23 protein-coding genes and 3 pseudogenes are annotated in these 22,951 nt (G+C 71.3%); 19 read left to right on the top strand and 7 right to left on the bottom strand.

Annotated elements, in window-relative coordinates:
- Nucleotides 1-116 precede the first annotated feature (116 nt).
- The gene (locus tag ACR9Y5_RS12025; RefSeq protein WP_481298165.1) at nt 117-1,400 is read left to right on the top strand and encodes an MFS transporter; all 1,284 of its coding nucleotides are present in this window, start codon (nt 117-119) and stop codon (nt 1,398-1,400) included.
- 46 nt (nt 1,401-1,446) lie between these two features.
- On the opposite strand, the gene ACR9Y5_RS12020 is transcribed toward ACR9Y5_RS12025, so the two are convergent.
- Nucleotides 1,447-3,909, bottom strand: coding sequence for an ATP-dependent DNA ligase (locus tag ACR9Y5_RS12020; protein ID WP_481298164.1), 2,463 nt, complete (start codon nt 3,907-3,909; stop codon nt 1,447-1,449).
- 88 nt (nt 3,910-3,997) lie between these two features.
- On the opposite strand from ACR9Y5_RS12020, the gene ku reads away from it, so the two are divergent.
- Entirely contained in the window at nt 3,998-4,966 is a 969-nt protein-coding gene (gene ku / locus ACR9Y5_RS12015; RefSeq protein ID WP_481298163.1) for a non-homologous end joining protein Ku, read from the top strand.
- Complete coding sequence (locus ACR9Y5_RS12010; protein ID WP_481298162.1) at nt 4,963-5,928, top strand: DNA topoisomerase IB; 966 nt, start codon at nt 4,963-4,965, stop codon at nt 5,926-5,928. Before ku ends, ACR9Y5_RS12010 begins: the two co-directional genes overlap by 4 nt.
- Before the next feature lie 49 nt (nt 5,929-5,977).
- On the opposite strand, the gene ACR9Y5_RS12005 is transcribed toward ACR9Y5_RS12010, so the two are convergent.
- Nucleotides 5,978-7,396 (bottom strand): MFS transporter, encoded by a 1,419-nt coding sequence (locus ACR9Y5_RS12005; RefSeq protein ID WP_481299566.1) that lies wholly within the window; start codon nt 7,394-7,396, stop codon nt 5,978-5,980.
- A 324-nt stretch (nt 7,397-7,720) separates the two neighbouring features.
- Here ACR9Y5_RS12005 and ACR9Y5_RS12000 point away from each other — a divergent pair, with 324 nt between their 5' ends.
- On the top strand, nt 7,721-8,632 hold the full coding sequence (locus ACR9Y5_RS12000) for a sigma-70 family RNA polymerase sigma factor (protein WP_310129933.1): 912 nt from the start codon (nt 7,721-7,723) through the stop codon (nt 8,630-8,632).
- A 90-nt stretch (nt 8,633-8,722) separates the two neighbouring features.
- On the opposite strand, the gene ACR9Y5_RS11995 is transcribed toward ACR9Y5_RS12000, so the two are convergent.
- Nucleotides 8,723-9,064: a DUF7882 family protein gene (locus ACR9Y5_RS11995; RefSeq protein WP_481298161.1), complete on the bottom strand. Its 342-nt coding sequence runs from the start codon at nt 9,062-9,064 to the stop codon at nt 8,723-8,725.
- Between the two features lie 92 nt (nt 9,065-9,156).
- Here ACR9Y5_RS11995 and ACR9Y5_RS11990 point away from each other — a divergent pair, with 92 nt between their 5' ends.
- On the top strand, nt 9,157-10,761 hold the full coding sequence (locus ACR9Y5_RS11990; RefSeq protein WP_481298160.1) for an SDR family oxidoreductase: 1,605 nt from the start codon (nt 9,157-9,159) through the stop codon (nt 10,759-10,761).
- 193 nt (nt 10,762-10,954) lie between these two features.
- Here the strand turns inward: ACR9Y5_RS11990 and ACR9Y5_RS11985 are convergent.
- A pseudogene (locus ACR9Y5_RS11985) lies at nt 10,955-11,038 on the bottom strand (MarR family winged helix-turn-helix transcriptional regulator); the annotation flags it as partial.
- A 605-nt stretch (nt 11,039-11,643) separates the two neighbouring features.
- Here ACR9Y5_RS11985 and ACR9Y5_RS11980 point away from each other — a divergent pair.
- The 8 genes and pseudogenes from ACR9Y5_RS11980 (at nt 11,644) to ACR9Y5_RS11945 (ending at nt 17,557) form a co-directional block, all read left to right on the top strand.
- Nucleotides 11,644-12,540 carry a polyprenyl synthetase family protein gene (locus tag ACR9Y5_RS11980; RefSeq protein WP_481298159.1) on the top strand — a complete coding sequence of 299 codons (897 nt, stop codon included), beginning with the start codon at nt 11,644-11,646 and terminating at the stop codon, nt 12,538-12,540.
- Nucleotides 12,537-13,523 (top strand): phytoene/squalene synthase family protein, encoded by a 987-nt coding sequence (locus ACR9Y5_RS11975; protein WP_481298158.1) that lies wholly within the window; start codon nt 12,537-12,539, stop codon nt 13,521-13,523. Before ACR9Y5_RS11980 ends, ACR9Y5_RS11975 begins: the two co-directional genes overlap by 4 nt.
- Nucleotides 13,520-15,113, top strand: a pseudogene (gene crtI, locus ACR9Y5_RS11970) (phytoene desaturase family protein). The gene ACR9Y5_RS11975 and the pseudogene crtI overlap by 4 nt, the downstream one beginning before the upstream one ends.
- Nucleotides 15,008-15,481 carry a lycopene cyclase domain-containing protein gene (locus tag ACR9Y5_RS11965; RefSeq protein ID WP_481298157.1) on the top strand — a complete coding sequence of 158 codons (474 nt, stop codon included), beginning with the start codon at nt 15,008-15,010 and terminating at the stop codon, nt 15,479-15,481. The pseudogene crtI and the gene ACR9Y5_RS11965 overlap by 106 nt, the downstream one beginning before the upstream one ends.
- Nucleotides 15,478-15,816 (top strand): lycopene cyclase domain-containing protein, encoded by a 339-nt coding sequence (locus tag ACR9Y5_RS11960; RefSeq protein ID WP_481298156.1) that lies wholly within the window; start codon nt 15,478-15,480, stop codon nt 15,814-15,816. Before ACR9Y5_RS11965 ends, ACR9Y5_RS11960 begins: the two co-directional genes overlap by 4 nt.
- Nucleotides 15,813-16,691 (top strand): prenyltransferase, encoded by an 879-nt coding sequence (locus ACR9Y5_RS11955; protein ID WP_481298155.1) that lies wholly within the window; start codon nt 15,813-15,815, stop codon nt 16,689-16,691. The genes ACR9Y5_RS11960 and ACR9Y5_RS11955 overlap by 4 nt, the downstream gene beginning before the upstream one ends.
- 198 nt (nt 16,692-16,889) lie before the next feature.
- Nucleotides 16,890-17,219, top strand: a complete 330-nt coding sequence (locus tag ACR9Y5_RS11950) for a hypothetical protein (RefSeq protein ID WP_481298154.1) — start codon at nt 16,890-16,892, stop codon at nt 17,217-17,219.
- The gene (locus ACR9Y5_RS11945; RefSeq protein ID WP_481298153.1) at nt 17,216-17,557 is read left to right on the top strand and encodes a hypothetical protein; all 342 of its coding nucleotides are present in this window, start codon (nt 17,216-17,218) and stop codon (nt 17,555-17,557) included. Before ACR9Y5_RS11950 ends, ACR9Y5_RS11945 begins: the two co-directional genes overlap by 4 nt.
- Nucleotides 17,558-17,571: 14 nt before the next feature.
- On the opposite strand, the pseudogene ACR9Y5_RS11940 reads toward ACR9Y5_RS11945, so the two are convergent.
- A pseudogene (locus ACR9Y5_RS11940) lies at nt 17,572-17,948 on the bottom strand (glyoxalase superfamily protein).
- Between the two features lie 149 nt (nt 17,949-18,097).
- Between ACR9Y5_RS11940 and ACR9Y5_RS11935 the strand changes: the two are divergent.
- Together ACR9Y5_RS11935 and ACR9Y5_RS11930 are read left to right on the top strand one after the other, a co-directional pair.
- Complete coding sequence (locus ACR9Y5_RS11935; RefSeq protein ID WP_481298152.1) at nt 18,098-19,045, top strand: J domain-containing protein; 948 nt, start codon at nt 18,098-18,100, stop codon at nt 19,043-19,045.
- A 61-nt stretch (nt 19,046-19,106) separates the two neighbouring features.
- On the top strand, nt 19,107-19,496 hold the full coding sequence (locus tag ACR9Y5_RS11930) for a VOC family protein (protein ID WP_481298151.1): 390 nt from the start codon (nt 19,107-19,109) through the stop codon (nt 19,494-19,496).
- 33 nt (nt 19,497-19,529) lie between these two features.
- Here the strand turns inward: ACR9Y5_RS11930 and ACR9Y5_RS11925 are convergent, their stop codons facing one another.
- Nucleotides 19,530-19,829: a hypothetical protein gene (locus ACR9Y5_RS11925; protein ID WP_481298150.1), complete on the bottom strand. Its 300-nt coding sequence runs from the start codon at nt 19,827-19,829 to the stop codon at nt 19,530-19,532.
- A gap of 95 nt (nt 19,830-19,924) precedes the next feature.
- Between ACR9Y5_RS11925 and ACR9Y5_RS11920 the strand changes: the two genes are divergently transcribed.
- Entirely contained in the window at nt 19,925-20,758 is an 834-nt protein-coding gene (locus tag ACR9Y5_RS11920) for a DUF1295 domain-containing protein (protein ID WP_481298149.1), read from the top strand.
- Here the strand turns inward: ACR9Y5_RS11920 and ACR9Y5_RS11915 are convergent.
- Nucleotides 20,680-21,186: a hypothetical protein gene (locus ACR9Y5_RS11915; protein WP_481298148.1), complete on the bottom strand. Its 507-nt coding sequence runs from the start codon at nt 21,184-21,186 to the stop codon at nt 20,680-20,682. The genes ACR9Y5_RS11920 and ACR9Y5_RS11915 overlap by 79 nt on opposite strands.
- A 32-nt stretch (nt 21,187-21,218) precedes the next feature.
- On the opposite strand from ACR9Y5_RS11915, the gene ACR9Y5_RS11910 reads away from it, so the two are divergent.
- From ACR9Y5_RS11910 to ACR9Y5_RS11900, 3 genes are read left to right on the top strand one after another with little or no spacing between them, the layout of a single operon-like run.
- Nucleotides 21,219-21,701 (top strand): hypothetical protein, encoded by a 483-nt coding sequence (locus ACR9Y5_RS11910; protein ID WP_481298147.1) that lies wholly within the window; start codon nt 21,219-21,221, stop codon nt 21,699-21,701.
- 1 nt (nt 21,702) lies between these two features.
- Nucleotides 21,703-22,101 carry an RNA-binding S4 domain-containing protein gene (locus ACR9Y5_RS11905; protein WP_481298146.1) on the top strand — a complete coding sequence of 133 codons (399 nt, stop codon included), beginning with the start codon at nt 21,703-21,705 and terminating at the stop codon, nt 22,099-22,101.
- Nucleotides 22,101-22,949 carry a DUF72 domain-containing protein gene (locus tag ACR9Y5_RS11900; RefSeq protein ID WP_481298145.1) on the top strand — a complete coding sequence of 283 codons (849 nt, stop codon included), beginning with the start codon at nt 22,101-22,103 and terminating at the stop codon, nt 22,947-22,949. The genes ACR9Y5_RS11905 and ACR9Y5_RS11900 overlap by 1 nt, the downstream gene beginning before the upstream one ends.
- Nucleotides 22,950-22,951: the final 2 nt, after the last annotated feature.

Here is a 22,951-nt window from a genome sequence, read left to right as displayed (position 1 = left end):
GGGACCCGGCGGACCGCACCGCCGACCCGCTCGCGCCTGCCGACCCGCTCGCGCCGGACGCCGACCCGAGCGCGCAGCACGACCCGGTCGAGGCGCCGCCCGCGCGCCGGCGGCACATGGTCGACCTGTCGCCGCTGCGCGAGTCGCCCGCGTTCGCCCGGCTGTGGATCGGCGGCGCGATCTCGGGCATCGGGTCGCAGATGACGATCGTCGCGGTCGGCCTGCACATCTTCGACCTGACCCATTCGACGCTCGCCGTCTCGCTGGTGGCGCTCTTCGCCCTGGTGCCGATGATCGTGTTCGGGCTCTACGGCGGCGTGCTCGCCGACGCGTTCGACCGCCGCAAGGTCGCTCTGGTGACCGCCGTCGTCGCGTGGCTCTCGACCGCGTGCCTCGCGCTGCTCGCCTGGGCGCACATCCCGGTGGTCTGGCCGCTGTACGTGCTCACCACCATCAACGCCGTCGCTGGCGTCATGATCGGTGCGACCCGCCAGGCGATCACGCCGCGGCTGCTGCCGACGCGGCTGCTCCCCGCGGCCAGCGCGCTCGGCGGCATCAGCATGGGCGTCATGGTGACGGTCGGCCCGGCGCTGGCGGGCCTCCTGGCCGCGACGGTCGGCATCCCGTGGACCTACACGGTGGATGCGGTGCTCTTCACGGCCGCGTTCCTCGGCATCTTCACCCTCCCCGCCATCGTGCCGGAGGGTGAGCGGAAGGGCGCGGGGCTGGCCTCGGTGCTCGAAGGGCTGCGCTTCCTGCGCACCGCCCCGAACCTCAGCATGACGTTCGTGCTCGACGTCATCGCCATGACCTTCGGCCAGCCCCGCGCGCTGTTCCCGGCCGTCGGCGCCCTGCTCATCGGCGGGGGGCCGCTGACCGTCGGCATCCTGACCGCGGCCGGTGCGGTCGGCACGCTCGTGTCGAGCGTGTTCTCGGGCAGGCTCGGCGGAGTGCGCTGGCAGGGGCGCGCGGTCGCACGGGCGATCGTCGTCTACGGCGCGAGCATCCTGGGCTTCGGCGTCGTGCTGGCGGTGGTCGCGCTGACCGGCACGGCGGGTGGGGGAGCGTCCTTCGCGCAGGCCAACCTGCCGGCGCTGCTGGCCGCGACCATCCTGCTGGCGGCCTCGGGTGCGGCGGACAACGTGAGCTCGATCTTCCGGATGACGATCCTCCAGGCGTCGGCGCCGGATGTCATGCGCGGTCGGCTGCAGGGCGTCTTCACGGTCGTCGTGACCGGCGGACCGCGCCTCGGCGACCTGTACATCGGGGTGCTCGCACTCACCGGGGCGCTCTGGTTCCCGCCGCTGCTCGGCGGGCTGCTGATCGTGGTTCTCGTCGCCGTGATCGTGCGAGTGCAGGGCACCTTCCGCCGGTACGACGCGCTGGCGCCCACCCCCTAGCGCCCAACCCCCTAGCGCCCACCCTCGAGCGCGGCCGCCTCGCCGCTCAGCTCTCGCGCACGACCTGGTCCGGCCGCTTGTCCGGGCGCAGCCCGCGCCACGACGGCTGACGGAGCCGGCCGGGGCCGGTCCACTCGGCGAACTCGACCTCGCCGACGATGTCGGGCCGCACCCAGTGCGCTCCGCGCGCATCCGCCGCCGGCACCCCCTCCAGCGGGCTGCTCTTCCGTTCGTGCCGTGCCAGCTTCGCCGTCAGATCGTCCAGAGCGCGGTCGCTGAAGCCGGTGCCGACCTTGCCGACGTAGCGCAGCGTGTCGCCGTCCGGGATGCCGAGCAGCAGGGCGCCGATCGTGTTCGCCCGGCGGCCGTTCCCGGGCGTCCAGCCGCCGATCACGACCTCCTGGGTGAGGTGGTGCTTGATCTTGATCCAGGAGCGCGATCGGCGACCGGTGGCGTAGGTGCTGTCCCGGCGCTTGGCCATCACGCCTTCGAGTCCCAGCTCCTTGCTCGAGGCGACCGCGTGCGCCAGATCGCCGTCGAACGCGGGCGGCACCTGGACCGGGTCGCCGCGGCCCGGCCGGAGCACCTCCCTGAGCAGCGTCCGGCGCTCGTCGTACGGGTCCCGCGTGTGCGACGTCCCGTCGACCTCCAGAACGTCGAACACCATGTAGTGGGCGGGGGCTCGCGTGAGGGCGGACTGCACGTCCGCCGGCCGCGTGAGTCCCATCCGGGTCTGCAGCAGGCCGAAGTCGGGGCGCCCCTTCGCGTTGAGGGTGACGATCTCGCCGTCGAGAACGAAGTCGTGGTCGCCCGCGAGGCCGGCCAGCCCCGCGAGATCGGGGTAGGTGACGGTCACGTCGTTGCCGTTGCGCGTCGTGAGCCGCAGCTGTCCGCCGCGGATCTCCGCGACCGCCCGGATGCCGTCCCACTTCATCTCGAACGCCCACTCGTCCTCGTCCGTGATGTCGGCCGCGGAACCGAGTGTGGCGAGCATGGGGGAGACCGGGGTTCCGGAGGGGCGCTCGCCCGCTGCCGGGCGCGAGGAGCGCGTCGTCGAGCGCGGCCGCTCGGAGCCGGCCGCACGGTCTCCGCCACGCTCCGCCTCCGGATCGTCGAGCTTCATCCGGTGGATCAGCCAGTTCTTCTCGTCGCCCCCTTGAGCCGTGCGGATCAGGGCGAACTTCTGCGGCACGCCGCCCAGACCGCCGTCCGGCTGGCCGTGGAGGGTCGCGATGACCTCGTCGTCGCGCCACTTCTCCAGGTCGTAGTCGCCGTGGTCCCAGATGTCGACATGGCCGGCGCCGTACTCGCCGTGCGGGATGTCGCCGGCGAAGCCGCCGTACTCCAGCGGGTGGTCCTCGGTGTGCACGGCGAGGTGGTTCTGCTTGGTGTCGGTGGGGGTGCCCTTCGGCAGCGCCCAGCTCACCAGCACCCCGTCGTTCTCCAGCCGGAAGTCCCAGTGCAGCCGACGGGCGTGGTGCTCCTGGATGACGAACGAGCGCCCGTCGCGCGCCGCCGGCCGCTCGGCCGGCACCGGTTCCGGTGTCCTGCCCGCGTCGCGCATGGAGCGGTACGTCGAGAGCCGGTCCGGCTCGGACGCGTGCGCCCCGGCGCCGTCGGCGTCGAGCCCGGCGAGGAGGTCGCCGCGGCGCTTGACCCGCTGCATGACCTCGCGGTAGTCGAGGTGCCGCAGGTCTCGGGAGGCGAGCTCGCGCCAGGTCCGCGGAGCCGCGACAGTCGGCTGGAACCGCCCGCGCAGCGAGTACGGCGCGATCGTCGTCTTGGCGCCGTTGTTCTGGCTCCAGTCGACCAGCACCTTGCCCGCCCGCAGCGACTTCTTCATGTCGCTGACGACGAGGTCAGGGTGGTCCGCCTCCAGCGCGCGCGCCAGCTCGTGCGCCACCGCGGAGATCCGGTCGCTCGTCTGCGTGCCGTCGAGCGCCGCGTAGAGGTGGATGCCCTTCGAGCCGGAGGTCACCGGGTAGGGCTCCAGCCCCATGTCGCTGAGGATGGCGCGGGCCAGGCGGGCGACCTCCGCGCAGTCGGCGAGGGTGACGCCCTCGCCGGGGTCGAGGTCGAGCACCAGCCGGTCGGGGTTGCCGCGCTCGCCGCGGCGGTCGACGCGCCACTGCGGCACGTGGATCTCGAGGGACGCGATCTGCGCGAGCCAGATCAGCGTCGCCCGGTCGTTCACCAGCGGGTAGGTGTTGGTGCTCGTCTTGTGCGTGATGGCCGCCTGCTTCACCCAGTCCGGGGTGGATGCGGGGTCCAGGTTCTTCTGGAAGAACACCTCCGCCGGGTGGTCCGGCGTCCCCACGCCGTGCACCCAGCGCTTCCGGGTGGCGATGCGGTCTCGCACGTGCGGGATCATCGCCTCGGCGACCGCGTCGTAGTACCCGAAGATGTCGGCCTTCGTCGTCCCGGTCTCGGGGTACATCACCTTGTCGAGATTGGTCAGCTTGAGGCGGCGGCCGTCGATCTCGACGACCTCGGAGTCCTGGGCGGCCATAGCCACACGGTACGCCCGGGGCAGCCGCTTCCGGTGCATTCCCTGATCAATGCTTGAAAAGGGGGTGATCCCCGGACACGATGGGCTCATGAGGGCCATTTGGACGGGCGCCATCACCTTCGGACTCGTGAACGTCCCGGTGAAGGTGTACAGCGCAACCGAGGATCACGACGTCCCCCTGCACCAGGTGCACGACGAGGACGGCGGACGCATCCGCTACCAGCGACGCTGCGAGATCGACGGCAAGGTCATCCCGTACGAGCACATCGCGAAGGCGTACGACGACGGCGAGCGGACGGTGATCCTGACCCCGGAGGACCTCGCGTCGCTCCCGGCGGAACGCAGCCGTGAGATCGACGTGGTGGAGTTCGTGCCCAACGACCAGCTCGACCCGCTGATGTTCGACCGCAGCTACTACCTCGAGCCCGACTCCAAGTCGCTCAAGGCCTACGCACTGCTCCGAAAGACCCTCGAGGACGAGGAGCGCACCGCGATCGTCGAGTTCGCGCTGCGGCAGAAGACACGTCTGGGCGCTCTGCGCGTGCGAGGCAACGTCCTGGTGCTGCAGACGCTGCTCTGGCACGACGAGATCCGCGCGGCCGAATTCCCGTCTCTCGACCAGACGCCGCGGATCTCCGACCGCGAGCTGCAGCTCTCGAGCGCCCTGATGGAGAGCTTCGCGGGCGACTTCGAGCCGGAGAAGTTCAGCGACGAGTACCAGGACGAACTCCGCAAGCTGATCGACGCGAAGCTGGAGGAGGGCGACAGCGTCGACACCGCGGCCACCTTCGGCGAGGAGGAGAAGGAGAAGGGCGGCGGCGAGGTGATCGACCTGATGGAGGCGCTGCAGCGGAGCGTGGAGCGGAGCCGCTCGTCCAAGTCGTCCGCGAAGTCGTCGCCCGCGAAGTCGTCGTCCTCGTCGTCGTCCTCGAAGTCCTCCTCCGCGGGCTCGAAGACCGCCGCCGAGAAGAAGCCGGCCGCTCGGAAGAGCTCGAGCTCCGCGAAGTCGTCGACCACGCGCAAGGCGCCCGCGAAGTCGGCGAAGAAACCCGCGTGACGCGGCTCAAGCGCAGCAACCCGTCCGGTCCGGGCTACCACCGGACGATGACGGACAAGGGGCCGGTGTATGAAGACGAGGCGGGCAACCGGATCGTCGACGAGCGCGAGCTGGAGCGCATCCGGTCGCTCGTGCTGCCGCCGGCGTGGCAGGACGTGTGGATCTCGCCCGACGCGCGCGGGCACATCCAGGCGGTCGGGACGGACCAGGCCGGTCGCCGGCAGTACCGGTACCACGACTCCTGGCGGCTGCACCAGGACCGCCTGAAGTTCGAGCGCGCCTCCCAGCTCGCCGAGACGCTGCCGTCCGCGCGCCGCAAGGTGACGATGGACCTCCGCGAGGAAGGGTTCGGGCGCGACCGCATCCTGGCGGCGGCGTTCCGGATCATCGACCTCGGGAGCGTGCGGATCGGCAGCGAGGAGTACCTGCACGCCAACGGCAGCCGCGGGCTCACCACGCTGCTGTGCCGCCACGCGGCGATCGACGGCGACGAGATCACGCTCACCTTCCCGGCCAAGTCGGCGCAGAAGTGGACCAGCACGATCAGCGACGCCGACCTCGCCGAGCTGCTGCGCCAGATCCAGGCGCTCCGGGGTCAGCGTTCCCGGCTGCTGTCGTGGAAGGACGGCACCTGGCACACCATCCGCCCCGCGTCGCTCAACGAGTACATCCGGCGCCAGACCCGCGGCGAGTTCACCGCCAAGGACTTCCGCACCCTGCACGGCACCATCGTCGCGGCGCAGGCGCTCGCCGAGCTGGGCGTCGCCGGCTCCGACGCGCAGCGCAAGAAGCGCATCAGCGCCGCGGTCAACGAAGCGGCGGCGGCGCTGGGGAACACCCCGGCGATCGCCCGCAACAGCTACATCGACCCGCGCATCTTCGACCGGTACCGGAACGGCGAGGTGATCGACACGACCGGCGGCCGGGCCCCGGAGCCCGCGCTGCTCGAGCTGCTCTCCTGACGGCCCAGCGCGTGGCGGGCGAGCGCGTGGCGGGCCAGCGCGTGGCCGATCAGTGCGCCGGCGTCTGCACCTTCGTCGACGCCGACAGCGGGGTCGCGATGTCCTCCAGCGACTTCCCCTCCGCATCCACGCCGAGGAACAGCTCGACCAGACCGGCCGCGATCATGAGACCTGCGCCGATGTAGTAGCCGATGACCACCGAGTGGATGCCGCCCTCGATCAGGGTGCCGAACAGGATCGGGCCGATGATGCCGCCGATGCCCGTGCCGACCGCGTAGAAGAACGCGATCGCCATGGCCCGGGTCTCCATCGGGAAGATCTCGCTGACGGTCAGGTAGGCGGCGCTGGCGCCGGCGGAGGCGAAGAAGAAGACGACCATCCAGCACACCGTCAGCCAGAACGCGTCCAGCGCCCCGGAGTCGAAGAGGATCGCGGTGCCGACCAGCAGCACGCCGCTCCCGACGTACGACAGGGTGATCATGAACCGGCGGCCGACCGTGTCGAACAGGTGCCCGAGCAGGAACGGCCCGAGGAAGTTGCCGATGGCGATCGGCACCAGCGCCCACGGGGCGACGTCGTCGGGCACGTGCAGCAGCTTGGTGAGCACCAGCGAGTAGGTGAAGAACACGGCGTTGTACAGGAACGCCTGGCCGATGAAGAGCGACAGGCCGAGCACGAACCGCTTCGGGTACTGCGTGACCGCGACCCGGACGATCTCGCCGAAACCGGTGGACTTCCGCTGGTGGATCTCGATGGCGCGATCATCCGGGACCTTCTCGAGGGTCTGGCTCGTCTCGGTCTCGACGCCGCGCTCGATCTCGGCGACCAGCTGCTCGGCCTCCTCGTCGCGGCCGTGGATGAACATCCAGCGCGGCGACTCCGGGACGTTGCGGCGGACCAGCAGGATGACGAGACCGAGAACGGCACCCAGCCCGAAGGCGATGCGCCAGCCGATGTTGGGCGGGAAGATCGCGGTGTTCAGCAGGAACACCGTCAGTACGGCGCCGAACGCGGTGCCCAGCCAGTAGGACCCGTTGATGGCCAGGTCCACGAGGCCGCGCCTCCGGGCTGGGATGAGCTCGTCGATCGCGGAGTTGATGGCGGCGTACTCGCCGCCGATGCCCGCGCCGGTGAAGAAGCGGAAGAGGAAGAACATCCACGGAGTGACCGAGAAGGCGGTCAGCACTGTGGCGACGAGGTACAGACCGAGAGTGAGGATGAACAGCCGTTTCCGGCCGAACCGGTCGGTCAGGTAGCCGAACACCAGTGAGCCGGTGCACGCGCCGGCGACATAGATCGCGGCGGCGAGGCCGACCTGGGCGGTGGTGAGCCCCAGGCCGCTGTCCGGTTCGGTGAGCCGGCTGCCGATGGCGCCGACGATGGTGACCTCCAGGCCGTCGAGGATCCAGACGGTGCCGAGGCCGACGACGACGAGCCAGTGGAATTTCGACCATGGCAGGCGGTCCATGCGGGCGGGGATGGTCGTGCGGATCGTCTTCAGCGACGCCGCACTCTGCTCTGAGGATGTGTGCGCACTCACCCGGCAGACTGTAGGAGGGCTGTACAGCACCCGGCAGAGCCTTGACAAACGCGGGCCGATGGGGTTTGCAAACCGGCTAGCTTACCCGGAGCGCAACTGTCAACCCCTTGTTGGGGAGAGGGGGGCATTGCTTATCGTGGCTAACGACCCCGCATCGTCGACGGCACAACCGGAGGCGGCGCGAGGACACCCGAACTGAGAGCACCAACGATGGCTGTGCCCGTGAGTACGCGGGCTGAATGGGATGACACGATGACGACGCTCGAAGTGACAAACGACCCGGTACGCGACTACCTGAACGCGATCGGCCGCACCCGACTGCTGACCGCCGACGAGGAAGTCGCGCTGGCCAAGCGGATCGAGGTGGGAGTGCTGGCCGGGGAGCGGCTGGCCGTCCGCCCCGGACTGACGCCCCGCGAGAAGCGCGAACTGCAGTACCTCGCCGACGACGGCAAGCGTGCGTTCGAGCGCTTCATCGAGGCCAACCTGCGCCTGGTGGTCAGCATCGCCAAGCGCTACGCCGGCCGCGGCCTGCCGGTGATGGACCTGATCCAGGAGGGCAACCTGGGCCTCGTCCGTGCGGTGGAGAAGTTCGACTACCGCACCGGCAACAAGTTCTCCACCTACGCGACCTGGTGGATCCGCCAGTCCATCCTGCGCGGTATCGCCGACACGGCCCGCCTGATCCGCATCCCGGTGCACACCGTGGAGAAGATCGACAAGCTGGACCGCATCCGCCGCGACCTGGGCGGAGAGCTCGGCCGCACGCCCACCCTGGAGGAGATGGCCGAGGCGTCGAACCTCGACCCCGCCGAGGTGCACAAGCTGCAGATGAGCGACTCGGAGACGGTCTCGCTGGCCGTGCCGGTGGGCGAGAACGAGGGCGCGGAGCTCGGCGACCTGATCGAGGACGACGACTTCCCGGGCCCGCCCGAGGCCGTGGAGGTGGAGTTCCGCCACCGCGATCTGGAGGAGCGCCTCCGCGAGCTGCCGCCCCGCGACGCCAAGGTCGTGCGCATGCGCTTCGGCCTCGACGGACAGAAGCCGATGACGCTCGACGAGGTGGGCGAGGTCTACGGCATCACCCGCGAGCGCGTCCGCCAGCTGGAGACCCGCAGCCTCAAGCGCCTGCGCTGCCCGGAACTGCTGGAGTACCTCCGCTGACACCGGCCGCCTGACGACCGGGGAAGGCCCTGCACCGAACGGTGCGGGGCCTTCTCGCGTTTCGGGGCCGGCGGGTCGCTGCGGCGGCGGTCAACGACCGACGCCGGACTCCGCATCCACTTCGTCGGCGCCGAGCGCCCCGATCTCCTCGGTCAGCTGAAGGCCCTGCGAGCTGTTCGACGACAGCGTCAGCTGTTCGAGCCACGCCTTGTTGATGCGCGGGCTGCGGCCGCCGCTGTAGCGGAAGAGCAGAGGGATGGCCGGGTCGATCCAGATGGCGCTGCGACCGTCGCCCACGCTCTGCTCGTCGCGCCAGGAGAAGAAGAACCCCTCCTTGCGACGCAGCTTCAGCCCGATCACGATCTGCAGGTGCGCCAGGACCCGGTCCTCGAAACCGATCTCGGTGGTCCCGCCGTAGATGAGCTTGCCCATGCGAAAAACGTACCTGACGTTCGGGGAATCCCCGAAGCGGCATTCGCTGCGCGAACACCATTTCGCCGGAATCCGGGGCGTAGGGTCGGGCCATGTCTCCCTCACGCGTCCTCGTCACCGGTGCGACCGGCTACATCGGCGGCCGGCTCGTGCCCCGGCTGCTGGCGCGTGGGCACGCCGTGCGGGTGCTCGCGCGCTCGGCGCAGAAGCTGACCGACGTGCCGTGGGCGGGCGACGTGGAGGTGGTGGAGGGCGACCTGCACGATCCGGCCGCCGTGGAGCGGGCCGTGGCGGGTGTGGACGTCGTCTACTACCTCGTGCATGCCATGCGGGCGCGCGGCGACTTCGACGAGGAGGAGGCGGACGCCGCGCGAACGGTCGCCGAGGCGGCTCGGGCCGCCGCCGTCCGGCGGATCGTCTACCTCGGCGCGCTGCACCCCGACGGCGAGCTCTCCCGTCACCTCCGCTCCCGGGTCGCGGTGGGCCGCATCCTGCTGGAGTCCGGCGTGCCGACGATCGTGCTGCAGGCCGGCGTCGTGATCGGCTCTGGGTCGGCGTCGTTCGAGATGATCCGGCACCTCACCGAGGTGCTGCCGTACATGCCGGCGCCGCGCTGGGTGCGCAACCGCATCCAGCCGATCGCCATCCGCGACGTGCTGCACTACCTGCTCGCCGCCGCCGACCTGCCTCCGGAGGTTTCTCGAGCCTTCGACATCGGCGGCCCGGACATCCTGCGCTACGGCCAGATGATGAACGCCTACGCGCTGGAGGCGGGCCTCCCGCAGCGGCCGATCGCCTCCCTCCCGGTGTTCACCCCGTGGCTGGCGTCGCAGTGGGTCAACCTGGTGACGCCCATCCCGCGCAGCCTCGCCGTGCCGATCATCGAGTCGCTGCAGTACGACTGCGTGATGCGCGAGCACGAGATCGACGCGGTCATCCCGCCGCCGCCCGAGGGCCTGACCGGCTACCGACGGTCGGTGCGGCTCGCCCTGGCACGGGAACGCTCCGGAGACGTGGAGACCAGCTGGCAGGACGCCTCGGTCGCCGGCGCCCCGAGCGACCCGCTGCCGAGCGACCCCGACTGGTCGGGCCACACGGTGTACACCGACCTGCGCGAGCGCGACTCCACGGCCGGCGCCGAGCTGCTGTGGCGGGTGGTGGAGGGGATCGGCGGCGAACGCGGCTGGTACTCGTTCCCGCTCGCCTGGGCGCTGCGCGGCTGGGCGGACAAGCTCGTCGGCGGGGTCGGGCTCCGCCGCGGACGGCGTGACGCCGACCATCTGAACACCGGCGACGCCCTCGACTGGTGGCGGGTCGAGCGGATCGAGCGGGGCAGGAGCCTGCGGCTGCGCGCCGAGATGCGGGTTCCCGGGCGAGCCTGGCTGGAGCTGTCGGTGCGGCCGCGGGAAGGCGGCGGCTCCCTGTACCGGCAGCGCGCGGTGTTCTTCCCGCGCGGGCTCTCCGGCCGGCTCTACTGGTTCGCGATCCTGCCGTTCCACGGGATCGTGTTCAACGGGATGGCCAACCGCATCGTCTACGAGGCGGAGCACCCGAAGGCGGCTAGCCGCGTGACGCGTCCCGAGCGGGCTCCGGGGCCGGAAGGGCGGTCGGCTGCGGCGTCGCCTGCAGCGGCTGCTCCTGGCGAAGCCCCGGCTGCTGCAGCGGCTCCGCCGCCTGGGCCAGCGTCGTCGCGCTGAGGTCCTGGAGGAAGCGGGTGACCGTGTCGCGGTCCTTCGGGCTGAGCGCGCGCACCACTTCGAAGCGGCGGGCGTGCTGCAGGCCCATGGTCCGGCGCACTTCGCGGTGCGTCTCGGGCGTGATCTCGACGGTCACCGCACGGCGGTCGGTCGGGTGGGGCCGGCGCTGGACGTGCCCGGCGCGCTCCAGCCGGTCGAGCAGCTTCGTCGTGGATGCGGTGGAGATGTGGAGGTGGTCGGACAGCGCACCCGCGGTGACGGGGACCCCGCTGTTCATCGACGCGATGATGTACCGCAGCGCCCGCATGTCCGTCTCGTTGAGCTTCATGTGCGTGCGGGAGGCGAAGCTGAGCCGCTGATCGGCGTCGCGCCACTCGCGCATCGCGGCGAGCAGCCGGACGATCTGCGCGAGCTCCTCCTCGCTGAGGTCGTCGTGCCGCACGAGCTCCTGCCGTGGGTCGATGATCCGGGGGTCGGTGAGGGATGCGGAGATGCGTCGAGCGTCGCTGTGGGCGTCGTCCCTGGCCGGAGTCATGCGGACATCCTATTCCTGAATGTAAGAAGCGTGCTAAGTTATTTGCTACCCAAGCTAGACAAGGGAGCCGGGCATGACACAGCTGCACCCCGAGACACGGACTCCCGTCGAGCGCGGCCGGGTGCGGGAGGCCAGCGCCGCCTCGGCCGACAGGGCCGCTCCCACCGCCCGTCCCACCGCTGCCGGCCCGGCCATCGACGCGGCCCTGGCCGAGGTCGAAATCCCGGCTCTCCGGGTTCTTCGCCGCCCGCATCTCCTCGGCGTCCGCATACGCGCCCGCCTACCGAACCCTGTGGGAGAGTGCGCGCGACGCCGCCGACGGCGGCAAGCGCATCCGTCCCCGCTTCGTGCTCACCGCCTTCCGCGGGCTCGGCGGAACGGACGACGATGCGGCCTGCACCGCCGCGGTCGCCTACGAGCTGCTGCACACCGCATTCCTGCTGCACGACGACGTCATCGACGGCGACACCATGCGGCGTGGGCGTCCGAATGTGGTCGGTGCGTTCGCCTCCGACGCCACGTCACGGGGCGCCGAGTCCGGCCGCGCCCGCCGCTGGGGCGAGGCCGGTGCCATCCTCGCGGGCGACCTGCTGCTGCACGCGGCCGCCTCGGTGCTGGCGCGCGTCGACGCCGACGAGTGGACGCGCGAGCGGCTCCTCGAGATCCTCGACCACGGCGTCTTCGTGACCGCGGCCGGCGAGCTGGCCGATGTGGCGCTCGCCGAGCGGATGGGCCCGGAGTCGCCGTCGCTGCACGACGTGCTCGCCATGACCGAGCACAAGACGGCCGCCTACTCCGTCGCGGGGCCGCTCATGACCGGCGCGCTCCTGGCCGGCGGCGGCGAGGACCTCCTCGCGCCGCTCGCCGAGTACGGCCGCCTGGTCGGCATCGCCTTCCAGCTCGGGGACGACCTGCTCGGGGTCTTCGGCAGCGAGGACGTCACCGGCAAGAGCATCGTCAGCGACCTCCGCCAGGGCAAGGAGACATCGCTCATCGCCTACGCCCGCGGCACCGCCCGCTGGGAGGACGTCACGGCGTCGCTCGGCCGCTCCGACCTCGCCCCGCACGAGGCCGCGCGCCTGGCGGCCGTGCTCGAGGAGTGCGGCGCCCGGGCGTTCGTCGAGCGCCTGCTGGCCGACCACGTCGACCGCGCCATCGCGCTGCTGGACGACCCGTCCATCCCCGCCTCGCTATCGCAACCACTGACCGACGTGGCACGCTCGTGTATCGGGAGGATCGCATGACTCGCGCACCGGAAGCCCCGGCGGGCACACCGCCGACCGACCTCACCACCTACACCGGTGCGGCGCACGCCGGTGCGGCCACCATCATCCACGCCTACTCGACCTCGTTCGGGATGGCCACCCGCCTGCTCGCACAGCGCATCCGGCCGCAGGTGGAGGACGTCTACGCCCTGGTGCGCGTGGCCGACGAGATCGTCGACGGCGCCGCGGCCGAAGCGGGCCTCAGCGCCGAGGACCAGCGCGAGCTGCTGGACGCCCTCGAGGCGGACACCGAGCGGGCGATGCGCACCGGCTACAGCGCGAACGTCGTTGTCCACTCCTTCGCGGTCACCGCCCGCGCGGCGGGCATCGGGGTGGACCTCACCCGTCCGTTCTTCGCCTCGATGCGCCGCGACCTCAGCCCGGTCGACTTCAGCGCGGACGAGCTGCGCGACTACGTCTACGGGTCTGCCGAGGTCATCGGGCTGATGTGTCTCAAGGTGTTCCTCGCCGATACGCCTGTTCCGGACGACACGCGGCTGCGGCTGGAGGCGGGCGCCCGGCGGCTCGGCGCGGCCTTCCAGAAGATCAACTTCCTGCGCGACCTCGCGGTCGACTGGTCGGAGCTCGGGCGCAGCTACTTCCCGGGCATCGACCCGGCCCGGCTGACCGACCGGCAGAAGCTGGCGCTCGTCGTCGACATCGACTGCGACCTCGGGGCCGCGGCCGACGTCATCCCGGAGCTGCCCGGCAACTGCCGCCGCGCGATCACCGCGGCGCACGGTCTGTTCTCGGAGCTGAGCGACCGCATCCGCGCGACCCCGGCCCACGAGCTGCTGACCCGCCGGGTGAGCGTGCCGACGCGGGTCAAGCTGGGCATCCTCGCCCGCGCCACCGCGGCCGCCGCCGTGCCGCGCGGGTCTGCGTCGGCCGGGCACGTCGCCTTCATCGTCCCCGCCTCGGCCGCCCGGCCGGAGGCGCACGACCCCGGGCCGACGCCATGAGCGGGCAGCGGGTCGTCGTCATCGGCGGCGGCATCGCGGGGCTCGCGACCGCGGCGCTGCTCGCCCGCGAGGGCTACGCCGTCACGATGCTGGAGCAGAACCGCACGTTGGGCGGACGGGCGGGGTCGTGGGAGCACGACGGCTTCCGGTTCGACACCGGGCCCTCCTGGTACCTGATGCCGGAGGTCTTCGACCACTTCTTCCGGCTGATGGGCACCTCGACCGCCGAGCAGCTCGATCTGGTCACGCTCGACCCCGGGTACCGCGTGTTCTCGGAGGACGGCCGTCCTCCGCTCGACCTCCGCGCCGACGGCCTGGCCAACCGCGCGGTCTTCGAGAACGAGGAGCCGGGCGCCGCCGCCGCGCTCGACCGCTACCTGGCGGGCGCCGAGGACACCTACCGGATGGCGGTCGACCGCTTCCTCTACTCGACCTTCCAGGACCTGCGCCCGCTGCTCGCCCCCGACCTGCTCCGCCGGCTTCCGCGCCTGGCGCGTCTGCTGCTCGAACCGCTCGACCGGTACGCCGCCGGGTTCGTCCAGGACAACCGCCTCCGCCAGGTGCTCGGCTACCCGGCCGTCTTCCTGGGCACTTCGCCCGGCAAGGCGCCCAGCATGTACCACCTGATGAGCCACCTCGACCTCGACGACGGCGTCCGCTACCCGCTGGGCGGCTTCACCGGACTGATCGACCGGATCGCGGCACTCGCGGAGGGTGCGGGGGCCCGGATCGCCACCGGGGCGCAGGTCACAACCATCCGCACCGCGCAGGTCGGCAAGCGGGCGAGCGCGCGCGGAGTGGACTACCGGGATGCGGCGGGCGACCAGCACACGCTCGACGCCGACATCGTCGTCTCCGCCGCCGATCTGCACCACACCGAGACGCAGCTCCTGCCGCCGTCGCTGCGCACACATCCCGAGAAGGCCTGGGACCGGCGCGACCCGGGACCGGGCGTCGTGCTCGCGTACCTCGGCGTGCGCGGCCGGCTGCCGCAGCTGACGCACCACAACCTGTTCTTCACCACCGACTGGGAGGCGAACTTCGAGACGATCTACGGCCCCGATCCCGGCATCCCGGACCCGGCGTCCCTCTACGTGTGCATGCCGAGCGCGACCGACCCGGAGGTCGCGCCGGAAGGGTACGAAGAACCTGTTCGTGCTCATCCCGGTGCCCGCCGATGTGTCGCTCGGGGCGGGCGGGATGGACGGCGCTGGGGACCGGGCGATCGAACGCGCCGCGGACGCCGCCATCCGGCAGATCTCCGCGTGGGCCGGCATCCCGGACCTCGCCGACCGCATCGTGCTGCGCCGCACCGTGGGTCCGGAGGACTTCGCCTCCGAGTTCAACGCCTGGCGCGGGGGCGCCCTCGGGCCTGCGCACACGCTGCGTCAGAGCGCTTTCTTCCGGCCGGGCAACGCCTCGAAGAAGGTCGACGGGCTGCTGTACGCCGGCTGCTCGACCATCCCCGGCATCGGCCTTCCGATGTGCCTGATCAGCGCGGAGCTCGTGGTGAAGCGCCTCCGCGGAGACGGCGGCGGCGGCCCGCTGCCCGAGCCGCTCCCGACGCCGCAGGCGGAGCGCGTGTCGTGAGCATCGTCTACCTGGCGTGCCTCCTGGTCGCGCTGGGGGCGATGGTGCTGCTCGACGCGCGGTTCCGGCTGGTTTTCTGGCGGGATGCGCGGCGGGCGACGATCGTGCTGGCGCTGGGTCTCGTGTTCTTCCTGGCGTGGGATGTGGCCGGCATCGCGCTCGGCGTGTTCGCGCGCGGCGGCTCCCGGTTCATGACCGGGATCGTGGTGGCGCCCGAGCTGCCGCTCGAGGAGGTCCTCTTCCTGCTCTTCCTCTGCTACCTGACGCTCGTGCTGATCGTCGGCGTCCGCCGGGTGCTCGACCGTCGCGCGCCCGAGAGCGACGGCGCTGTCGATCCGGCGTCTATCCGCCGGGGGAGCGGCGGATGACCTACCTCCTGCTCAGCGTCGTCTTCCTGCTCGTCGCGGCGGCCGTGCTGGCCGTCGCGCTCGCCCTGGCGCCGGACCGCGCGCGGCTCGTGCGCCGCTGGTGGGCCCCGGCCGTCGTCGCGGCCGCCGTCGTGCTGGTGCTGACCGCCGTCTTCGATAACGTCATGATCGTGGCCGGTTTCATGACCTACGCGGATGCGCACATCGCCGGCGTGAAGGTGGGGCTCGTCCCGGTGGAGGACTTCTCGTACCCGCTCGCCGCGCTCCTCCTGCTGCCCGGTCTGTGGCTGCTCACCCGCCGGCGGGGGCCGAGGCCCCGGGGGAACAGGTCGTGACCGCCGTGGCTCCGGCGCCGTTGCGGCAGCTGCTGCTGGCCTCGCGCCCGCTCAGCTGGATCAACACCGCCTTCCCCTTCGCCGCTGCCTACCTGCTGACGACCGGGCGCATCGACGTCACGTTCGTGGTCGGCACCGTCTTCTTCCTCATCCCGTACAACCTCGCGATGTACGGCATCAACGACGTCTTCGACTACGAGTCCGACCTCCGGAACCCGCGGAAGGGCGGCGCGGAGGGCGCGCTGCTCGACCCCTCCGCTCACCGCAGGACCCTGATCGCCGCCGCGGTGAGCACCGTCCCGTTCGTGATCTACCTGGTCGCGGTCGGGTCGCCGCTCTCGTGGCTGGTGCTCGCGGTATCGCTGTTCGCGGTGGTCGCCTACTCGGCGAAGGGCCTGCGGTTCAAGGAGATCCCGTTCCTCGACTCGGTGACCTCCAGCACCCACTTCGTGAGCCCCGCGCTGTACGGCCTGGTGCTCGCCGGCGCGGTCTTCACCCCCGGCCTGTGGCTTGTGCTGCTGGGGTTCTTCCTGTGGGGCATCGGCAGCCACGCCTTCGGCGCCGTCCAGGATGTCGTGCCGGACCGGGAGGGCGGCATCTCCTCCGTCGCCACGGCCATCGGCGCGGCCGCTACCGTGCGCCTGGCGATCGCCGCCTGGGCGCTCGCGGGCGTCGCGATGCTGTTCACCCCGTGGCCCGGACCGCTGGCCGCGGTGCTCGCCCTGCCCTACATCGCGACGGCCGCCCCGTTCTGGTCGGTGCCCGACGAGCGGGCGGCCGAGGCCAACCGCGGCTGGCGCCGCTTCCTCTGGATCAACTACGCCTGCGGCTTCCTCGTCACGTTGCTGCTCATCCTGTACGCGTCGCTGCGCTGACCGCTGCGCGGCCGCATAAGCCGCTGGACGTCGCAGAAGAACTCGTCCTCCGCGAAGGTTCTCATCGCAGCCGAGCCGGCGCTCGCTCTGGCGACCGCCAGGGCTGTCGGTCCAGCTCGACTCCATCAAGAAGGCCAGCACCGCGAGGCGGAGCGTTTTCGTGGGAAGTAGAGCGGCGATGACAGGAAGGGTCCTTCGATGAATCAGAGCGGATCGATCGCAGAGCATCTCCGGGGCGGGGACACCGATGACTTCCTCGCGTGGATGGACGCTCAGCTTCGGCGCGCGTCCCAGCTGGTCATCGAGGCGACGCTGCCACCGGATGTCCACCAGCGCTACGCCCTCGTGAAAGGCGACGCGAAGCACTCCATCGACGAGGCGGCCGCGGTCAGCCACCGCACGCTCGCGAGCGCGGCGGTCGACGATCGGATCCTCGCGGGGGCGGTCGCCGAGAAGGTGCGCGCCGGCATCGCTGAGATCACCTCCCACGCCGACTACGCCCGCGCCGTGGAAGGGGGCACCAGATGAGGGATCACGCGCTCGCCGCCCTGGAAGAGGCGCAGCAGGACGAGTCGGATGCCTCACGAAGACTCATCGAGGATGCCGAGGGTCGCCTCGGCTTTTTCCACGCCAGGATGAGGTCCATGGAGGAGTCCTCCTACGCGTTCGCCGGGCATCTCGGCCTCGCTGATCACCCGGGCTTCCGCGCGGCACTGCAGCGGATCGTGTACGAGACCGACGCGCACGTCCGCGACGGAAGCCAGGCGATCCGCGACCTCGACGAGCACCTCGCGGAACTGCAGGCGCGGCACCGCGATGAGCGCGAGGAGTTCGTGCGCTCGCGGGCGCGCTCGCAGCCGAGCTGACCGCTGCGCGGACCTCAGCGCTGCGGGAGCTGCTGCAGCGTCCAGGCGTTGCCGTCCGGGTCGGCGAAGTCGACGAAGCGCCCCCACGCGAGGTCGGCGACGCCGCGCGCCTCGATGCCGCGCTCGGTGAGGTGGGCGAGGGCGGCGTCGGCATCCGGCACCACGATCTGCAGCCCCTTCATGGTGCCCGGCGTCATGTCGGTCAGGCCCTCCCCGAACGCGATCGAGCAGGCCGACCCGGGAGGGGTCACCTGCACGAAGCGCAGCTCGGGGACACCCGCTGGTCGTGGTCCGCGGTCCAGCCGAGCGCGTCCACGTAGAACGCCTTCGCCCGGTCGACGTCGGTGACGGGGAGGATGATGAGCTCGATGCGCCAGTCGCTGATGGTCATGGTCGGTCCCTTCCTGATCGATATGAGTCCAGGCTAGAAGTCCTTGCGGTCAGTTTCCGTCCGCAATCCGAATTCGGCGATTTCGCGGATCCGCGCGCTAGGGTCGTAAATCCCACCGGCCCACTGGAACCGAAAGCGATCACCGCGCGATGAGCGACTCACCGGCCTCGCCCACCCCGTACGAGGTGCTGGGCGTGCGCCCGGACGTCAGTCACGACGACCTGCGCCGTGCCTACCGCCGGCTGCTCCGCGAGACGCACCCGGACACCGGCGGCACCGCCGCCGCCTTCCAGGCCGTGCAGCACGCCTGGGAGCTCATCGGCGACCCGGAGGACCGCGCCCGGTACGACCGCGGCGAGAGCATCACGGTGGATGCGGTCGCCGGCGACTCCGCGGGCGGCGGCTTCAGCGCGACCGTGCACACGTCGCGCTCCGGCTCGGGCGGCGCGTCCGTCCGCGCCCGCAGCTACGGCCACCCAGGAGGGCGCGCCCGCGAGCGCTTCCTCGGCCTGATGCGGGAGTGGATGGGGCGCGGCACCGACGACCGCGACCCGTACGACCCGGCGCTGGTCCGCTCCGCGCCGCTGGAGATCCGCCGGCTGCTCGCGGAGGCGCTCGCCGAGGAGGCGACCGCCCGGGCCGTCACCGGGCTCGGGATCGGCTTCACGATCTGGAACGACGTAGCCGTGCATCCCAGCACCGATGCCAAGCTCGACCACATCGTGCTCGGGCCCGCCGGACTGTTCGCCGTCCGCTCGGCCGACTGGGGAGCACCGGTGAAGCTCGCGAAGGGCGACCTGGTCGGACCTGGCATCGCACCGGACGAGGAGCCCTTCCGCGATCTCTACCACGCGGCGAAGAGCTTCGGCCGGCAGGCGGGCGTCCGCTTCACCGGCCTCATCGTCGTCGTACCGGACGGCGACCTCGACGTGCCGTTCGATGTCATCCGCCGCGGCCGGCTGAGCGGCGCCATGGTGGTCCGCCGCTCGCTGCTGCCGCGGGTGCTCCGCGACGGCGCGAACGCCGCCGGCCGGGAGAGCGTCGACCGGGCGTTCGAGCTCCGCGTGCGCCTGCAGGAGGCCGTGCGCTTCGTCTGAAGCCTCTCGGCACGACGAGCCCCTCTAGACGCGGCCGCCCCGGCACGAGCAGAGTGGGGCCATGGTCACCCCACTCGACATCTTCAGCGGTTTCAGCGTCGACGACATCGCCACGGCGAAGTCCTTCTACGGCGAGACGCTCGGTCTCCGCATCACCGACGGCCCCATGGGCAACCTCGATCTGGAGCTCCCCGCGGGCGGTCACGTCTTCATCTACCCGAAGGAGGATCACGTGCCCGCGACGTTCACCATCCTGAACCTCGTGGTCGAGGACATCGACCGGGCGGTGGACGAGCTCAACGCGAAGGGTGTGGCGACCGCCATCTACGACGACCCGGCGCTGCCGACCGACGCCAAGGGCGTGCTGCGCGGGCGGTCGCAGAACCGTGGCCCCGACATCGCGTGGTTCCGCGACCCGGCAGGGAACGTGCTGTCGGTCCTGCAGGACTGACAGCGGACGCTGCGCCGACGGCAGGCTAAGGACTCAGGTCCGGGGCTCGTCGCTGTCGAGGTCGTCCAGGTCCCACGCCGAGCGGCGCGGGTCGGACACGTCCTCGGTGGAGCGGGGGATGGTCGAGACGAGCCGGTAGGTGGCCTCATGCGGCCACCCGTGGTCGTCGGCGAGTTCGAACACCTCGAAGGCGGAGGCGCCGGCGAAGTCGGCGGGCACGCGGATGCGGTTGGGGGGCACATCCACTTCCGTCGGCAGCGTCAGGACGCGCGGCACCTGGCCATCGTCTCGCAGCAGCACGGCCCGGAACGTGCGGGCTTGGAAATCGGACACGTCCGTACGGTAGGCGCTTCCCGGGCCCGCGTCGAGCGGAACACGGAATTTCCCCAGTGCGGATTCGACGGATACCCAGCACCTAGGATGTGCCTGTGGAGCCCTTCATCGTCTGTCTGTGGATCCTCGCCGGCGTCTGCGCGGCGACGTGGGTGCTCTCGCTGATCACGGGGGAGCACTCCTGGGTCGACCGCATCTGGTCGATCGTGCCGGTGGTGTACGTCTGGGTCTTCGCCGGTGCGGCAGGGCTCGCCGACGCGCGCCTCGACCTGATGGCGGTGCTCGTCACGCTGTGGGGGGCGCGCCTCACCTTCAACTTCGCGCGGAAGGGCGGCTACGCGCCGGGCGGCGAGGATTACCGCTGGGAGGTGCTGCGCGGCCGGATGAAGCCCGCCGCCTTCCAGCTGTTCAACCTGTTCTTCATCGTCATCTACCAGAACATCCTGCTGCTGCTGATCGCCCTGCCCGCGTGGACGGCGTACCAGCACCGCACGCCGCTGTCCGCGCTCGACATCGTGCTCGCCGTCGTCTTCCTCGGCCTCCTCGTGGGGGAGACGGTCGCCGACCAGCAGCAGTGGCGGTTCCACCAGTGGAAGAAGGCGGAGGCGGCGGCGGGCCGGACTCCCGATCCGCGCTTCCTGCAGACGGGGCTGTTCCGCTTCTCCCGCCACCCGAACTTCTTCTTCGAGCAGGCGCAGTGGTGGGTCGTGTTCCTGTTCGGCTGCGCCGCCGCCGGCTCGGTGCTGCAGTGGACGGTGATCGGCCCGCTGCTGCTCACCGGTCTCTTCATCGGCTCCACGGTGTTCACCGAGAGCATCTCGCGCTCCCGCTACCCGGAGTACGCCGAGTATCAGGCGCGCACGTCGCCGGTGGTGCCGTGGTTCCCCGGCCGCGGGAACGCCGCCCGCATGTGGTCCGAGTCGAGGTAGTCGGCCACACCGATCAGGATGAGGCTGAACACGATCTGCTCGGTCACCATCCACAGCGGGTACAGCCCGGGAATCGCGGCGATCACCAGCGTCACCACCGGGAAGATCTTGGCGAACAGCCGGAGGCGCGAGTACGCCCAGTAGTAGCCCTTCTGCGCCCGCCACGAGAAGTAGAACAGCGTGACGGTCATCCCGAGCACGATCACCGATCGCATCCACACCGGGAACGCCACCGCCACGCCGTCCAGCGTGAGCACGACGGCGACGACGACGGCGGAGAGCCCGATGACCAGCTCGGCGGCGAGCAGCCAGCCGACGACGGCGAACGCACGCCGCGTGCGCGGGTGCGCGCGGCCCTCGTCCGGCACGGTGTAGGCGGCGTTGCGGCCTCCCGCGATGCGGTCGAGCCGCGCGAGGAGAGTTTCCATGCAATCACGGTAACCCGGGCTACGGTGGGAATATGTCGTGCATCCGCTTCTACACCCCCGCCCAGCGCCAGGCCATGCGCACCCAGCGGCCGGCGATGCTCACCGCTGAGGAGGCCGCGGCGCTCCACCCGGCGCCGGAGATGACCGAGAGCAAGCTCCGTCGGCTGCGCCTCCTCGCCGCCGACCCGAACCCCAAGATCCGCGAGGCGGTCGCGAGCAGCTACCACACGCCGGAGGACCTCTTCCTCACTCTGGCGCGGGACCCGGACGAGGGCGTCCGCGGGTGCGTCGCGAAGAACGAGGCGACCCCCTGCGACATCCTGCGGATGCTGGCCGACGACCGGTCGGAGACCGTGCGCGGCTGGGTGGCCGTCAACTACTTCGTGCCGGCGGACGTGATGGAGAGGCTGGCGGGCGACCGCAGCCGCACCGTCCGCGGCCTGGTGAAGTGGAAGGCGTCGCTGTCGGGCGATGCCGCCGAGCCGGCCGCGGCGAAGGCCCCCGCGGCGGTCTGACGTGGCCGGCACACCCGCCGCGCCCGCGCAGGGCGCAGGTTCCAGCGTCCGCGTCGACTCGTGGGCCTGGGCCGTCCGCCTCTTCAAGACGCGGTCGGCGGCGTCGGATGCGTGCAAGGCCGGGCACCTCAAGGTCAACGGCGAGCGGGCCAAGCCGGCCACGCCGGTCCGCGTCGGCGACGAGGTCCGGGCCTTCGCCGGCGGCACCGAGCACGTCTACATCGCGCGGCGCCTCATCGTGAAGCGTGTCGGGGCGGCGGTCGCCGCGGACTGCTTCGAGGACCGCACACCGCCCCCTCCGCCGCGCACCGAGACCCCGGCGACCGTCACGCGCGAGCGCGGCGCGGGCCGGCCCACCAAGCGGGAACGGCGACTGCTGGACCAGCTCCGGGGCCGCTGATGGCGCTCGCGCGCATCGGGATCTCGGGGTGGACGTACGCGCCGTGGCGCGGCGTCTTCTACCCGCCGAAGCTTCCGCACCGGCTCGAGCTGGAGTACGCCTCCGAACGGCTGGACTCGATCGAGATCAACGGCTCCTTCTACTCCCTTCAGCGCCCCTCCAGCTACCGGACCTGGGCCGAGCACACCCCCGACGAGTTCGTGTTCGCCGTCAAGGGCGGCCGCTACATCACGCACATCCTTCGCCTCAGGAACGCCCGGACCGCCGTCGCCAACTTCTTCGCGTCGGGCGTGCTCGCGCTGGGGCCCAAGCTCGGCCCGCTGCTCTGGCAGCTGCCGCCGACGCTGCAGTTCGACGCCGAGTCGGTCGACGCCTTCTTGGGGATGCTGCCGCGCACCACCACGGAGGCGGCGGCCCTGGCCGGGGAGACCACCCTCGACGAGAACAGGACGCACACCGCCGCCGGCGCCGAACGGCCGCTGCGGCACGCGGTCGAGGTGCGCCACGCCTCCTTCGACGTGCCGGAGTTCGCCGTGCTGGCCCGCCGCCACGGCGTCGCGATCGTGCTCGCCGACACGGCCGGACGCTACCCCGTGATCCGCACCCCGACCGCGGACTTCGCCTACGTGCGCCTGCACGGGGACGAGGAGCTCTACACCAGCGGCTACACCGACGAGTCGCTCGACCGCTGGGCCGCGGAGCTCGGAGAGGTGCTGGAGAACGGGATGGACGTCTACGCCTACTTCGACAACGACGTGAAGGTGCGGGCGCCGTACGACGCCATGGGCCTGCGCGACCGGCTCGCCGCCTGGACGCCCCGTCCGCACGAGCTGGGAGACGCTCACTAGAC

It is taken from the genome of Leifsonia sp. KNZ13-11D, from assembly GCF_056754895.1.
This window is presented reverse-complemented; position numbering and strand designations above follow the sequence as displayed.

Excerpts from the sequence above, each read along its gene's own strand:
- ACR9Y5_RS12025 (WP_481298165.1), top strand. The coding sequence starts at position 117 with ATGGTCGACCTGTCGCCGCTGCGCGAGTCGCCCGCGTTCGCCCGGCTG.
- ACR9Y5_RS12020 (WP_481298164.1), bottom strand. The coding sequence starts at position 3,909 with ATGGCCGCCCAGGACTCCGAGGTCGTCGAGATCGACGGCCGCCGCCTC.
- ku (WP_481298163.1), top strand. The coding sequence starts at position 3,998 with ATGAGGGCCATTTGGACGGGCGCCATCACCTTCGGACTCGTGAACGTC.
- ACR9Y5_RS12005 (WP_481299566.1), bottom strand. The coding sequence starts at position 7,396 with ATGGACCGCCTGCCATGGTCGAAATTCCACTGGCTCGTCGTCGTCGGC.
- ACR9Y5_RS12000 (WP_310129933.1), top strand. The coding sequence starts at position 7,721 with ATGACGACGCTCGAAGTGACAAACGACCCGGTACGCGACTACCTGAAC.
- ACR9Y5_RS11995 (WP_481298161.1), bottom strand. The coding sequence starts at position 9,064 with ATGGGCAAGCTCATCTACGGCGGGACCACCGAGATCGGTTTCGAGGAC.
- ACR9Y5_RS11990 (WP_481298160.1), top strand. The coding sequence starts at position 9,157 with ATGTCTCCCTCACGCGTCCTCGTCACCGGTGCGACCGGCTACATCGGC.
- ACR9Y5_RS11975 (WP_481298158.1), top strand. The coding sequence starts at position 12,537 with ATGACTCGCGCACCGGAAGCCCCGGCGGGCACACCGCCGACCGACCTC.
- ACR9Y5_RS11960 (WP_481298156.1), top strand. The coding sequence starts at position 15,478 with ATGACCTACCTCCTGCTCAGCGTCGTCTTCCTGCTCGTCGCGGCGGCC.
- ACR9Y5_RS11950 (WP_481298154.1), top strand. The coding sequence starts at position 16,890 with ATGAATCAGAGCGGATCGATCGCAGAGCATCTCCGGGGCGGGGACACC.
- ACR9Y5_RS11945 (WP_481298153.1), top strand. The coding sequence starts at position 17,216 with ATGAGGGATCACGCGCTCGCCGCCCTGGAAGAGGCGCAGCAGGACGAG.
- ACR9Y5_RS11935 (WP_481298152.1), top strand. The coding sequence starts at position 18,098 with ATGAGCGACTCACCGGCCTCGCCCACCCCGTACGAGGTGCTGGGCGTG.
- ACR9Y5_RS11930 (WP_481298151.1), top strand. The coding sequence starts at position 19,107 with ATGGTCACCCCACTCGACATCTTCAGCGGTTTCAGCGTCGACGACATC.
- ACR9Y5_RS11915 (WP_481298148.1), bottom strand. The coding sequence starts at position 21,186 with ATGGAAACTCTCCTCGCGCGGCTCGACCGCATCGCGGGAGGCCGCAAC.
- ACR9Y5_RS11910 (WP_481298147.1), top strand. The coding sequence starts at position 21,219 with ATGTCGTGCATCCGCTTCTACACCCCCGCCCAGCGCCAGGCCATGCGC.
- ACR9Y5_RS11900 (WP_481298145.1), top strand. The coding sequence starts at position 22,101 with ATGGCGCTCGCGCGCATCGGGATCTCGGGGTGGACGTACGCGCCGTGG.